11 protein-coding genes are annotated in these 12,936 nt (G+C 72.5%); 4 read left to right on the top strand and 7 right to left on the bottom strand.

Going from position 1 to position 12,936, the window contains the following annotated elements:
- Positions 1–18: 18 nt before the first annotated feature.
- From ABD714_RS09050 to ABD714_RS09060, 3 genes are read right to left on the bottom strand one after another with little or no spacing between them, the layout of a single operon-like run.
- Complete coding sequence (locus tag ABD714_RS09050; protein ID WP_344811991.1) at positions 19–582, bottom strand: NUDIX hydrolase; 564 nt, start codon at positions 580–582, stop codon at positions 19–21.
- Entirely contained in the window at positions 579–2,216 is a 1,638-nt protein-coding gene (gene sppA, locus ABD714_RS09055; protein ID WP_344811992.1) for a signal peptide peptidase SppA, read from the bottom strand. Before sppA ends, ABD714_RS09050 begins: the two co-directional genes overlap by 4 nt.
- Positions 2,217–2,262: 46 nt before the next feature.
- A complete protein-coding gene (locus tag ABD714_RS09060) occupies positions 2,263–2,796 on the bottom strand; it encodes a bifunctional adenosylcobinamide kinase/adenosylcobinamide-phosphate guanylyltransferase (protein ID WP_344811993.1) in 534 nt (177 codons plus the stop codon).
- 76 nt (positions 2,797–2,872) lie between these two features.
- Here ABD714_RS09060 and ABD714_RS09065 point away from each other — a divergent pair, with 76 nt between their 5' ends.
- Both ABD714_RS09065 and ABD714_RS09070 read left to right on the top strand, forming a co-directional pair.
- Positions 2,873–3,829 carry a cobalamin biosynthesis protein gene (locus ABD714_RS09065; RefSeq protein ID WP_344811994.1) on the top strand — a complete coding sequence of 319 codons (957 nt, stop codon included), beginning with the start codon at positions 2,873–2,875 and terminating at the stop codon, positions 3,827–3,829.
- A gap of 2 nt (positions 3,830–3,831) precedes the next feature.
- On the top strand, positions 3,832–4,608 hold the full coding sequence (locus ABD714_RS09070; RefSeq protein WP_344811995.1) for a cobalt-precorrin-6A reductase: 777 nt from the start codon (positions 3,832–3,834) through the stop codon (positions 4,606–4,608).
- An 86-nt stretch (positions 4,609–4,694) separates the two neighbouring features.
- On the opposite strand, the gene ABD714_RS09075 is transcribed toward ABD714_RS09070, so the two are convergent.
- Positions 4,695–5,168 carry a hypothetical protein gene (locus ABD714_RS09075; protein ID WP_344811996.1) on the bottom strand — a complete coding sequence of 158 codons (474 nt, stop codon included), beginning with the start codon at positions 5,166–5,168 and terminating at the stop codon, positions 4,695–4,697.
- On the bottom strand, positions 5,165–6,223 hold the full coding sequence (locus tag ABD714_RS09080; protein WP_344811997.1) for a hypothetical protein: 1,059 nt from the start codon (positions 6,221–6,223) through the stop codon (positions 5,165–5,167). Before ABD714_RS09080 ends, ABD714_RS09075 begins: the two co-directional genes overlap by 4 nt.
- Before the next feature lie 172 nt (positions 6,224–6,395).
- On the opposite strand from ABD714_RS09080, the gene ABD714_RS09085 reads away from it, so the two are divergent.
- Both ABD714_RS09085 and ABD714_RS09090 read left to right on the top strand, forming a co-directional pair.
- On the top strand, positions 6,396–7,421 hold the full coding sequence (locus ABD714_RS09085; protein WP_344811998.1) for an NADP-dependent oxidoreductase: 1,026 nt from the start codon (positions 6,396–6,398) through the stop codon (positions 7,419–7,421).
- 44 nt (positions 7,422–7,465) lie between these two features.
- Entirely contained in the window at positions 7,466–9,124 is a 1,659-nt protein-coding gene (locus tag ABD714_RS09090) for a bifunctional 3'-5' exonuclease/DNA polymerase (protein WP_344811999.1), read from the top strand.
- Positions 9,125–9,276: 152 nt separating this feature from the next.
- Here ABD714_RS09090 and ABD714_RS09095 read toward each other — a convergent pair whose 3' ends face one another.
- On the bottom strand, positions 9,277–11,169 hold the full coding sequence (locus ABD714_RS09095) for an ABC transporter ATP-binding protein (RefSeq protein WP_344812000.1): 1,893 nt from the start codon (positions 11,167–11,169) through the stop codon (positions 9,277–9,279).
- Positions 11,166–12,911 carry an ABC transporter ATP-binding protein gene (locus ABD714_RS09100; RefSeq protein WP_344812001.1) on the bottom strand — a complete coding sequence of 582 codons (1,746 nt, stop codon included), beginning with the start codon at positions 12,909–12,911 and terminating at the stop codon, positions 11,166–11,168. Before ABD714_RS09100 ends, ABD714_RS09095 begins: the two co-directional genes overlap by 4 nt.
- Positions 12,912–12,936 lie beyond the last annotated feature (25 nt).

The following is a 12,936-nucleotide window of genomic DNA, read 5'->3' on the forward strand; positions in this document are numbered from 1 at the left end:
CAAAGCGTAACGTACGGGTTACCTTTGAAGCGAGGCCTCGACCAGGAGCCGGACGGACCGATCAGCCGACGCGGGCAGCGCAGCCACCGGGTGCCAGGCGAGGTCATCGGACTCAGCCGTGATCCGGGCGGTGGCGTCCGGCGGGGCGTACGCACGGTACTGCACGTCCAGGTGCCGGGTCGGCCTGCCCAAGGAGCAGGTGAGGGCGTGCACGTCGAGCCGGACCGGCACCGGGTCGATCTCGAGCCCGTCGATGCCGGACTCCTCGGTCGCCTCCCGCAAGGCTGCCGCCAGCAGCGTCGGGTCGCCCGGCTCGCAGTGCCCGCCCAGCTGCAGCCACTGCCCGACCCGGGGGTGGAGCGTGAGCAGCGTGGCCGACCGGTCGGCCGACAGCACCAGGGCGCTCGCCGTGAGGTGGCCCGGCTCGCAGGACCGCCAGACGGCGTCGGACCGCGCGGCGAGGAACCCGAGATAAGCCTCGGCCAGACTCTGCTGGTCCTTGCTGACCCCCGAGCCGGCCCACGTCTGCAGGACCGCGACGGCATCGGCGTGCAGGGAGGTCGCGTCCGGCAGCGAGGTCATCGCACCCGCAGGTCGGGCATCCGCAGCTGGAGGCCACCGGCCGGCAGCGAGGCGGTCAGCTCGGTCAGGGTCGGCACCGCCGCACCGACCAGGGCGCGCGGGTCGTCGCTGCTGCGGGCCGGGACCCAGCGGGCCGGGAGCGAGAGGTGGAGGGCCGGGGCGACCGGGGCGTCCTCGGGCAGCTCGGCCAGGCGTCGTGCGGTCCGCACCGCATCGCGCAGACCGCCGAGCTCGTCGACGAGCCCGCGCTCGTACGCATCCCGCCCGGTCCAGACCCGGCCCCGCGCCAACGGTTCGATCTCGGCCACGGAGCGCCCGCGGCCGGTGGCGACCTTGGCCACGAAATCGGCGTAGATGGCATCCATCTCGGCGTCCAGCCGCTCCCGCTCCGCGTCGGTGAACGGCCGGCGACCCGACCACATCCGGGCTCGCTCGCCCTGCTCGACCGCTCCGGTGCTGAGCCCCAGTCGGCTCATCAGCTCCTCGGTGACGAACTTGCCACCGAGCACCCCGATGGAGCCGGTCAAGGTGCTGGGCAGGGCCACGATCCGGTCGGCCGGACAGGCGACGTAGTAGCCGCCGGAGGCGGCCAGATCCCCCATCGAGACCACGACGGGCTTGCCGGCTTCCCGCACCCGGCACACCTCCCGCCAGATCACGTCCGAGGCCACCGCCGACCCGCCGGGCGAGTCGACCCGCAGCACGACCCCCCGGACCCGGTCGTCAGCGATCGTGGCCCGCAGCTCGGTGGCCACGGTGTCGCTGCCGGCCTGGGCCCCCATCGGACCGGACCGGCTGCGGCCCGAGGCGATGCCACCACGGACCTCGACCAGCGCCAGGTGTGCCTGGTGCCGGGCCGGGAGCCGGAGCTGGCGGCGGGGCCGCCAGCGATCGGCGAACAGCAGCTCGGCCTCGGGGTCCGTCCGCTCGCGCAGAGCGGTGAGCACCTCGTCGCGGTAGCCCAGCCGGTCCACCAGCCGCGCCTCCAGCGCCTCGGCGGCGGTCCGGGGACCGGTGTCCACCAGCGCGCGCACCCGCTCGGCGGACAGCGAGCGGCCGGCGGCGATCATGGTCACCGCGTCGCCGTAGATCGAGGCCGCGAGCGCGGCCAGCGACTCCCGGTGCGCCGGGGTGAGCTCGGTCCGGGTGAGCCGGTCGGCGGCGCTCTTGAACTCGTGGCGCTGCTCGATCTGGGGCTCGATCCCCAGCTTGTCGAGGGCCCCCCGCAGGAAGGTCGTCTCCACGGCCACCCCGAGCAGGCCGAGGCCGCCGCCGGGCTGCAGCCAGATCTCGTCGAAACCCGAGGCGAGCACGTACGCACAGGTGCCGAGCGCGCCGTCGGGGAAGGTCTCGGCCCAGGCGACGGTGGGCTTGCGGGCGTCCAGGAACGGCTGCAGACCGCGGCGTAGCTCGTGCATCGTCGACCAGCTCAGCGGGCCGCCGACCTTCGCCACCAGACCCACCACCTGGGGATCGGCGGCAGCCTGGTGCAGGTTCTTGATCGTCGGGCGCAGCAGCCGGCGGCCGCGGTGCCGCAAGGGGGCGAGCGGGTCCGAGGGCAGTGGGTCGATCAGAGGCTGGGTGAGGTCGAGCTCGAGGATGGTCGGCGTGCGGTGCAAGGGCGAGCGGGCCATGGCCACACCGTACGTTCCCGCTCGAAGCCCCCTGACCCGCCGCCGGTCAGAGCACGACCGGTCGGCCCATCACCATCAGGACGACCTCGTCACTGGCCGCCGCGACCTGCTGGTTGAGGCGGCCGAGCAGATCGGCGAACAGGCGACCCGACCGGTGCTCCGACACGACCCCCCAGCCCACCTCGTTGGTCACCCCGACCACGTCGGCTTCCCGCCAGGCCCGGACGAAGGCCGCGGACCGCTCCTGCCAGGCCGGCTCCCAGGCCGCGGCGGGACGCTCCCAGGCCTCCAGCTCGTCCAGGCTGGCGGTCAGCCAGGTGCCGAGGCAGTCCAGCAGCACCGGTCCGTCGGCGGCCCGGAGCACGCGGGCCGGGTCCGGGGTCTCCACGGTGGTCCAGCCCAACGGGCTCCGCCGGGCCCGGTGGGCCTCGATCCGGGCGGCCCAGTCCGGGTCGGCCCGCGGCTCGGGCACCGGCCCGGTGGCCAGGTAGGTGACCCCGGCTCGCCCGGCCAGCAGCCGCTCGGCGTACGCGGACTTACCGGACCGGACCCCACCGGTGACCAGGACGCGGCGACTCACCAGCCCATCCTGCCCGACCCCGCTCCACCCGCACGACCCGCGCCCCAAGCAGGGCGGCCCGCTACCGTGTTTCCCGATGTCCACGCTCGCCCGCGCCACCCGACGACTCGCCCCCGCCGGTGGCCTGATCGCCGGCTACGCCCTGGACCGCCTGCTCGGCGATCCCCGTCGCTGGCACCCGGTCGCCGGCTTCGGCCAGGCCGCCGGGCGGCTGGAGCAGCGGCTGTACGCCGACGACCGTCCCCACGGCGTGCTGTTCACGGTGCTCACGGTGGGTGCGCCGGTCGCCGCCGGCGCCGCGCTGGAGCGGGCCACGCGACGATGGCCGCTGGCCACCGGGGTGCTGACCGCCGCGGCGACCTGGGTGGTGCTCGGGGGTCGGTCGCTGGTCCGGGAAGCCGACGCCGTGGCCGACCACCTCGGGTCCGAGGACCTGCCGGCCGCACGGCGGCAGGTGGCCCGCCTGGTCGGGCGGGACACCACCGCCCTGGACGCCTCCGGGGTGGCCCGGGCCGGGGTCGAGTCGGTGGCCGAGAACAGCTCCGACGCCGTGGTCGCGCCACTGCTGTGGGGGGCTGTCGCCGGGCTGCCCGGCCTGCTCGGCTACCGGGCCGTGAACACCCTGGACGCGATGGTCGGGCACCGATCACCGCGCTACGAGCGGTTCGGCTGGGCCTCCGCCCGCCTCGACGACCTGGCCAACTGGGTGCCCGCCCGGGTGTCCGCCGGACTGGCCACCCTGGGAGCACCGTGGGTCGGAGGCTCCCCCCGGGACGCGGTGGACGCCGTCCGCCGGGACGCCGGCGCCCACCCGAGCCCCAACGCGGGAGTCGTCGAAGCCGCGTTCGCGGGTGCGCTGGGGGTGCAGCTGGGCGGCCGCAACACCTACGGCGGCGAGGTGTCCGATCGGGGCACCCTGGGTGACGGCCGGCCTCCGGAGGGCGGCGACATCGCCCGCGCCACCCGGCTGGCCACCATGGTCTCCGACGCGGCCCTGGTCGTCGCCGTCGCGATCCGTCTGACCCGGGCCTGACGGTGACGCGTCCGGACCACGCGGCCGTGCTGGTCCTGGGCGGCACGGCGGAGGCACGCGCCCTGGCCGCCGCGCTGGTCGGGGACGGGCGGCGGGTGATCAGCTCACTCGCCGGACGGGTCCGAGACCCGGCGCTGCCGCTGGGCGAGGTGCGGGTGGGTGGCTTCAGCACCACCTCCCTGAACCCGGTGGCGGGCCTGACCGGGGTGGAGGGCCTGGCCGCCTATCTGGTCGACGAGCAGGTCGGCGCCGTGGTCGACGCCACCCACCCGTTCGCCGCGACGATCTCGGCCAACGCCGCGGCTGCCGCGACCCGGACCGGCACCCGCCTGCTGAGACTGCAGCGCCCGGGTTGGCGAGAGCACCCGGACGCGGACCGGTGGACCTGGGTCGCCTCGGTCGACGAGGCCGTCATCGCCGGCACCGGGTCGAGCCGCCCGTTCCTCACCACCGGGCGGCAGTCGCTGGACCGCTTCGCCGTCTGGGCCGACAAGCACGCGACCGTACGCGTGGTCGATCCGCCGGACTTCCCGCTGCCGCGGCGCTGGCGGCTCCTCCGCTCCCGAGGCCCGTACGCCTTCGCCGACGAGCTGGCCCTGATGAGCGGGTCCGGCGCGGACCTGCTCGTCACCAAGGACTCCGGCGGTGTCCACACCGCCGCGAAGCTGGACGTGGCGCGAGCCCTCGGGGTTCGCGTGGTGGTGGTCGCCCGCCCCTCGGCGCCGTCGGGGGCGGCTGAGGTCGCCACGGTGAGCGAGGTCCTGACCTGGCTCGGCTGACCTGGCCACTCTCCTGCACCGGCGCGTGTGGCCCGACCGTCCGGGCCGGATCGAACAGCTCCATCCGCCCCGTCAGGTCAGCTGACTCAGGCCGGCATCTTGTAGGCCGACACGCGAACCGTCGAGGTCGGCGTCTTGGTGCCGATCGCGAGCAGCAGCCGCTGGATGCTGCCGTCAGCGGGCAGACTCGCTTCGGCCACCGCGGCGCCGGTCGAGGAGTCGCCCCGGTAGTCGAACCGCTCCCGGACGCTCTCCGGGATGGTGATCACCCGCAACGGCCGTTGCATCCCGCCGGAGACGGCGAAGTCGTCGAGAGCAGTGCTGGGTGCGCTGAAGGTGACCAGATACTCCGGCTGGCCCGCGCTCGTCCCGACCACGCGCACCGTGACGTCCTCGGCCGTGGCCGGGATGGTGAGCCCCGAGAACGCCTGGAAGGCCTCGACCGAGTCCATCGGCGGTCCGCTGGTCGGCGGCGGCGAGGGCTGGGACGTCCCGCTGTCGCAGGCCGCGAGCGCGAGGGTCAGTGCCAGCACCGCCACCATCGCCCGGAGCAGTCTCACCCTGGCACCGTTCCCGTCGTCGTCGTCGTGTCGCTGCGGCCCTGGTTACGGTACTCGCGCGCCAGACCCTGGCGGTGCAGACGAGCCAGCTCTTCGTCGGTCACGGTGATCGGGCCGATGTCGGTCGACTTGCCGCCGTCCCAGTTGTACTGGTCGTACAGGTTCACCCGGGTGCTGACCTCGTAGCGCCACGGTCCACCCGGGGAGGTCGGCGGGTGGACGGTGACCTGACCGGTCTGGTTGTAGCTCACCCCACCCAACGCGTAGAACCAGTTCTGGCTCATCTCGGGCGTGATGTAGAAGCCGGACCAGGCGGTGTTCACCGGGAAGGTGACCGGCCCGGTGGCGCCGGCCTCCTGCGCCCGGAGGACCGCGTCCTCCCCCAGTGAGGTGCGCACCTCGTCCACCTTGGCCTGGAACGGCGGCACATCGGCCAGGATCGTGTCGACGTCCTGCTCGAGCGGTTCACCGGTGTTGGCCAGGTAGTGCGACAGGTTCCGGGACGCGTCCGGCCACTTTCCGGCCATCACGTTCGCGGCCAGCTCGACCGCCACCTTCTTGGCGTGGTCCCAGGGCCAGGCCCGTTGCGAGTCGTACTCGCCGGCGCCGTCGTCCGGTGGCTGCCAGGCGGGCGGGTCCGGCTCCTCGACGCTGGTGCCCGGGGTCGCCGGACCGAGCGGATCGGATCCTGGATCGGACCCGTCCACGGAGGTGTCGTCGGGCGCCTTGTCCGACCCCCGGCCGCGGCGATCGTCCCGGGTCTGACCCTCCTGATCGCGCCGGTCGCCGGTGTCGGCACCGGTGCCCGCGCTCGGGTCGGAACCCGGGTTCGATGCCGGATCCGAGCCGGGATCGGCACCAGGGTTCGAGGCCGGGACCGCTCCGGCCGAGGTCGCGCAGGGAGCGAGCTGCCGGATCGAGCAGAGGGTGTCGTCGACGAAGGCGCCGACCGGGAACGCCTGGACGGCCAGCACGATGGCGGCCACCACCACGCTCATGACGGCCAGTGCGCCCACGTACTCGGTCGTCGCCGCACCGCGCTCTCGACTCCCCACCCCGAGGACTCTAGGGAGATCGCGAGCGCGCGTCATGGGCCCGAGGACCCAGCGATCACGCTTCCCGACGAACCAGGCGGAGGTGGCCGAGGCCGTAGAGGCGTACGGGCGGTTGTGCCGGCCTCCCTAGGATGACGGCGAAGCCCCCGGGCGGCCGTACGCAAGGAGTCGCATGTCGCTGGTCAGTCATCAGATCCGTCTGGCGTCGCGTCCCGAGGGCGCACCGAGGCCGGAGAACTTCTCCCACGAGGACCACGCCGTGCGGCCACCGGAGACCGGCGAGGTCGTGCTGAAGACCCTCTACCTGTCGTTGGACCCGTACATGCGCGGCCGGATGGCCGACGTCGAGTCCTACGCCGAACCGCTGCAGCTGGGTGACGTCATGGTGGGAGGGACGGTCGCCGAGGTGGTGGAATCAGCCTCCGAGGCGCTCCATCCCGGGCAGGTGGTCTCGGCCTACGGTGGATGGCAGAGCTACAGCACCGCCAAGGCCTCCTCGGTGCGGGTCCTCGACCCGGATCAGGCGCCGATCACGACCGCCCTCGGCGTGCTCGGCATGCCCGGGTTCACGGCCTACGCGGGCCTGCTGCAGATCGCGAAGCCGACGGCCGGTGAGACCCTGGCGGTGGCGGCCGCGACGGGTCCGGTCGGAGCCACCGTCGGTCAGATCGCCAGGATCCTGGGCTGTCGGACCATCGGGATCGCCGGCGGGGCGAGGAAGGTCGACCACCTGCGCGAGCTCGGTTTCGATGTGGCGCTCGACCACCGCGAGGGCGATCTCGCCGGCCGGCTGCGGGACGCTGCGCCGGAGGGCATCGACATCTATTTCGAGAACGTCGGCGGCGCTGTCTGGGACGCTGTCCTGCCGCGTCTGAACACGTTCGCGCGGGTCCCCGTCTGCGGACTGGCCGCCAGCTACAACCTCACCGGTCTTCCTCCGCGCCCGGACCGGTCCCAGGCCCTGCTCCGGGCCGTGCTGGACAAGTCGCTCACCCTGCGGGGCTTCATCCAGAACGAGTTCGCGCCGGCGATGTTCGACGACTTCCTGCACGACATGGGGGGCTGGGTCCGCGAGGGGAAGGTCGCGTACCGCGAGGACATCACCGACGGTCTGGACCACGCTCCCGAGGCCTTCATCGGCATGCTCGAGGGCAGGAACTTCGGCAAGACCCTGGTGAAGGTCGCCGAGCACGCGTAGCGCTGCTCACGGGCGGGGGTCGGCCGGCTCACTACCCTCGCTGGGTGGACATCGCCGTGGCGCCCCAGGATGTCGGCGTCGTCGTGGCGCGGCTGGAGCCGGGCGGGCGACTCGGGTCGGCGCAGGCCCTGGGCTGGGACGAGCTCGCCGGACGGGTGGGTCAGCTGGAGTCCGAGCAGCCACGGTGGGTGTGGGCGGACACGGCTGCGGTCTACCCGAAGCTGCTGCAGGCCGGGGTCGGCGTCCGCCGGGCGCACGACCTCCGTCAGTGCCACACCATCCTGGCCCGATCCCACTACGTGAGCGAGCGGCTCGCCTCCGCGGACGATCGGCGCTGGGGTCCTGACACGGTGGACCTGGACCGGACCGAGCCCAGCCTGCTCGATCTGCCCGTCGAGGGTGGTCGGTTCGCCGTGGACGAGGTCGCGCGCGAGTTCGGCCGGCAGCAGGAGGCGGTCACCTCCTCGCCGTACGCCGGCCGGCTCCGTCTGCTGCTGGCCGCCGAGTCGGTAGGCGCCCTCCTCGCCGCCGAGCTCACGCACGTCGGCCTGCCGTTCGACGTGCAGGCCCACGACACGATGCTCACCGCCCTGCTCGGCCCACGGCCACAGTCCGGTGGACGGCCGGCGAAGCTCGAGGCGCTGGTCGGCGTGATCCGCGGCGGCCTGTCGGCTCCGGGACTGAACCCGGACTCGGCGCCGGAGCTGCTCCGTGCGCTCCACGCCCAGGGCCTCCCCGCGGAGACGACGCGCAAGGGGGAGCTCGCGCAGCTGGACCATCCGGTCATCGGACCGCTGCTGGAGTACAAGCGGCTGGCCCGCCTGCTCACGGCGAACGGATGGGCGTGGATGGGCACCTGGGTCCACGAGGGGCGGTTCCGACCGGACTACGTGCCGAGCGGCGTGGTGACCGGTCGATGGGCGACCCGCGGCGGTGGGGCGTTGCAGCTGCCGAAGCAGATCAGGTCGGCGGTGGTCGCCGGCACCGGGTGGCGGCTGGTCGTGGCCGACGCCGCACAGCTGGAGCCGCGCGTCCTGGCGGCGGTGGCCGCGGACGAGGCGATGGCCCGCGCCAGCCGGGCGGGGGACCTCTACCAGGCGCTGGTCGACGACGGCGTGGTCGACACCCGGGCGCACGCGAAGGTCGCGATGCTGGGGGCGCTGTACGGGGCGACCTCCGGTGAGGCCGGCCGGTTGATGCCGCGCCTGCAGAGGACCTACCCGGCGGCCACGGATTGGGTGGAGACGGCGGCGCGGGCAGGCGAGCGCGGTGAGGTGGTGACGACCTGGCTGGGTCGCAGCTCCCCGCCACCGCCGGAGACGTGGCAGGAGCGGCAGCGCTGGGCCGGTTCAGCGGAAGCGGGTCCGGCCGACCAGCGGGTGGCGCGGACCCAGGCTCGCGAGTGGGGTCGGTTCACCCGGAACTTCGTGGTCCAGGGCACCGCTGCCGAATGGGCCCTGTGCTGGCTGGCCGACCTGCGCCGTCGGCTCGCCGAGCTCGCCCCGGAGGATGATCGTCGGCCGCGGTTGGTCTTCTTCCTGCACGACGAGGTGATCGTGGAGACCCCGACCGAGCTGACCGACCAGGTGGTCGACGCGGTCCGAGCGGCGGCGCGCCGAGCCGGACAGCTGCTGTTCGGGACGTTCCCGGTCGAGTTCGCCCTGGACGTCTCCTGCGTCGGCAGCTACGCCGACGCGAGCTGACCCGACCGTCTCGTCGAGCGCCGCACGCCGTCCGGCACCGGGCGGAATGACGCCCTCCGGTGCCCGGTCGGGCCGACAGTGTGCGCGGTCGGGCCGACAGTGTGAGGCGGTCAGGCAGACGGCGCGGCGGTCGGGCCGACAGTGTGCGGCGGTCAGGCCAGGGACTCGCGCCAGGCCCGGTGCAACGAGGCGTACTGGCCGTCGTCGGCGTCCACCAGATCCGACGGCGTGCCGTCCTCGATCACCCGGCCGTGCTCCAGCACCAGCACCCGGTCGGCGATGTCGACGGTGGACAGCCGGTGGGCGATGATCACCGCCGTCCGGTCGGCCAGGATCGTGCGCAGGGCCTGTTGGACCAGCCGCTCGCTCGGGACGTCGAGACTCGACGTCGCCTCGTCCAGGATCAGCACCGCGGGATCGGCCAGGAAGGCGCGGGCGAAGGCGACCAGCTGCTTCTGACCGGCGGACAACCGGGCGCCGCGCTTGCCGACGTCGGTGGCGTAGCCCTCGGGCAGCTCGGCGATGAACTCGTGCGCCCCGACGGCCCGGGCCGCCCGCTCGATCTCGGCCTGGCCGGCGCCTGGCTTGCCGAACTCGATGTTGCTGCCGATCGACCCGTCGAACATGAAGTTCTCCTGGGTCACCATCACCACGGCGCGACGCAGATCGGTGTCCCGCAGCTGGCGCAGATCCACCCCGTCCAGCAGCACCTCGCCCCCGGTGGGGTCGTAGAAGCGCGACATCAGCTTCGCGATCGTCGTCTTGCCCGCACCGGTGGTGCCGACCAGGGCGACCGTCTGGCCGGCCGGGATGCACAGGTCCAGCCCGGGCAGCACGGTCCGCTCGGGCACGTAGGAGAACGTCACGTCGTCGAAGCGGAGGGTGCCACGCGCGTGCGGCAACGGCACCGGCCGCTCCGGCTCACGCACCGTCGGGTCCTCCTCCAGCACCCCGGACAGCTTCTCCAGCGCCGCCGAGGCGGACTGGAAGGTGTTGTAGAACTGACTGATCTCCTGCATCGGCTCGAAGAACATCCGCAGGTAGAGCAGGAACGCGGTCAGGACGCCGACGGTCATCTCGCCCTGCATCACCCGCCAGCCGCCGTAGAGCAGCACGATGCCGATGGTCACGTTGCCAACCAGCCGGACGCCGGGCATGAAGATCGCCACCAGCCGGAACGACTTCACGTTGGCGTCCTGGTAGCGGTGAGCGACACCGGAGAAGATCTCGGCGTTGCGCGGCTCGCGACGGTAGGACTGCACCGCACGGATCCCGGTCATGGTCTCGATGAACTGGACGATGACCAGAGCCGAGCTCTCCCGCACGCGACGGTAGGTCAGGGACGAGGCCCGGGAGAACCAGCGCACCAGCAGCATCAGGATCGGGAAGCCGATCAGACAGACCGCCCCGAGCTTGAAGTCCATCGTCAGCAGCAGCACGCCGACACCGACCATCGTCAGCACGGCGGTGACCAGGCCGTCGAAGCCACCGGCCAGCAGCTCCATGATGGCGTCGATGTCGTTGGTCAGCCGCGACACCACCCGGCCGGTGGTGTAGCGGTCGTGGAACTTGACGTCGAGCTTCTGGAAGTGGACGAAGAGGCGCCGGCGCAGCTCCAGCAGCACCTTCTGACCCACCCGACCCGACTCCCGCAGGAAGTAGACCCGGCTGATGGTCTGCACGACCAGGGCGCCGAGCATCAGACCGATGGTCTCGTAGAGCGCCGTCCCGCTGCCGCCCGCGAGCAGCGGCGGGATGCCGAAGTCGATGCCGCGCTGGACCAGCCAGGGGATGGACAGCCGGGCGGCGTTCTCGACCACCACGACGGCGATCAGCAGCCAGACGACCTTCAGGTAGGGGCGCAGCAGATCGACCAGCAGGGCGCGGCTGCGCTTCTTGAGGAAGCCGCTCGCCCGGTCGGCCATCTCGTCGTTGTGCTCGGCGGCGACTCCACGCCACTCCTCCACACCGGTCCGCTCCGACGCGCGACGATCGCGGTCGAGGTCGTCCCGACGTCGGTTCTCGTGCTGGTCCAGGGCGGTCATGCCGACACCTCCTCGGCGTACTCGGCGGACAGCAGCTCGCGGTACTCCGGCACGGTGGCCAGCAGCTCGGCGTGCGTACCGATGTGGGTCAGGGTGCCACCGGAGAGCATGGCCACCCGGTCGGCCAGCAGCACCGTGGAGGCGCGGTGGGCGACGACCAGGCCGGTGACCCCGACCAGCACGCGCTGCAGGGCCTCCTCGACCAGGGCCTCGGTGTGGATGTCGAGGGCCGACAGCGTGTCGTCCAGCACGAGCACCCGCGGCCGGGACAGCACCGCCCGGGCCAGCGCCAGGCGCTGCCGCTGACCGCCGGACAGGCTCATGCCCTGCTCGCCGATCCGGGTGTCCAGTCCCCAGGGCAGGTCGTACACGAACTGGGCCTGGGCCACCTCCACCGCCTCGGCGATGTCGGCCTCGCTGGCGTCGGGTCGACCCAGCGTGAGGTTCTCCCGTGCCGACATGGAGAACAGGGTCGGGTCCTCGAAGGCGGTCGCGACGACGGTGCGCAGCTCGTCGAGCCGCAGGTCCCGGACGTCGACCCCGTCGATGCTGATGGAACCGGCGGTGACGTCGTACAGCCGGGGGATCAGCTGGGTGAGGATCGTCTTCCCCGAGCCCGTGGTGCCGACCACGGCCACCGTCTCACCCGGTGCGATCTCCAGGTTGACGTGGCGCAGCGTGTCCACGGCCGAGTCGGGGTAGCGGAACGCGACGTCGGTGAACCGCACCCGACCCTGGGCCCGCCCGAGGGTCTCGGTGCCGTCCACGATCTCCACCTCGGCGTCGAAGATCTCCATGATCCGGTCGGCGGCGGTGAACGCCTCCTGGGTCATGGCGAGCAGGAACCCGAGGGCGGCCACCGGCCAGACCAGCGACAGCATCAAGGTGATGAAGGCGACCAGCGAGCCGAGGGTGAGCTGGCCCTGACCGGCGGCGACCGCGCCGAAGCCGAGCACCACGATCAGCGTGGCGCTGGGGATCACCTCGAGGAACGTCCAGAACTTCGCGCTCAACCGCACCCGCTCCATGGAGACGTCGTAGAGCGTCCGGCTGCGAGCGTCGAAGGTGTCGAACATGTGCGAGGCGCGACCGAACGACTTGATCACCCGGAGCCCGTACGCGCCCTCCTCCACCGTGGAGGCGACGTCGCCGACCTGGTCCTGGATCTTGCGGGAGAGACGGGTGTACTCCCGCTCGTTCCGCAGGCACATCCAGGTGATGGGCACGGTCGAGGCGAGCACCACCAGGCCGAGCGGCCAGTACATGTTGATCAGCAGGGCGGTGACCACCAGGATCTGCACGATGTTCACCACGATGAACAGCAGCCCGAAGCCGAGGAAGCGCCGCACGGTGGCCAGGTCGTTCATGATCCGGCTGAGCAGCTGACCGCTCTGCCAGCGCGAGTGGAAGCTCATCGGCAGTCGCTGGAGCTTCTCGTACAGGTCGAGCCGGATGCCGGTCTCGACCCCGTTCGTCCCCTTCGACACGATCCAGCGGCGCAGGAACATCAGCACGGCCTCGACGACCCCGAGCGCGATGGCGAACAGCCCCAGGCTCAGCAGCCCGCGGGAGTCGGCCTCGGCGATCGGGCCGTCGATCACCGCCTTGGTCACCAGCGGGATGACGATGGACGCTCCGACACCGATCCCCGCCAGGATGAACATGACGATGAACCGCGCGCGGTAGGGCAGCAGATAGCCGCGCAACCGCCACATCGAGGCGGAGGAACGCTGCTTGACCATGAGAGGAGACGTCCTTACTTCATCG

Origin of the sequence: Microlunatus aurantiacus (assembly GCF_039536605.1) — a bacterium.
GTDB classification, from domain to species: domain Bacteria; phylum Actinomycetota; class Actinomycetes; order Propionibacteriales; family Propionibacteriaceae; genus Microlunatus; species Microlunatus aurantiacus.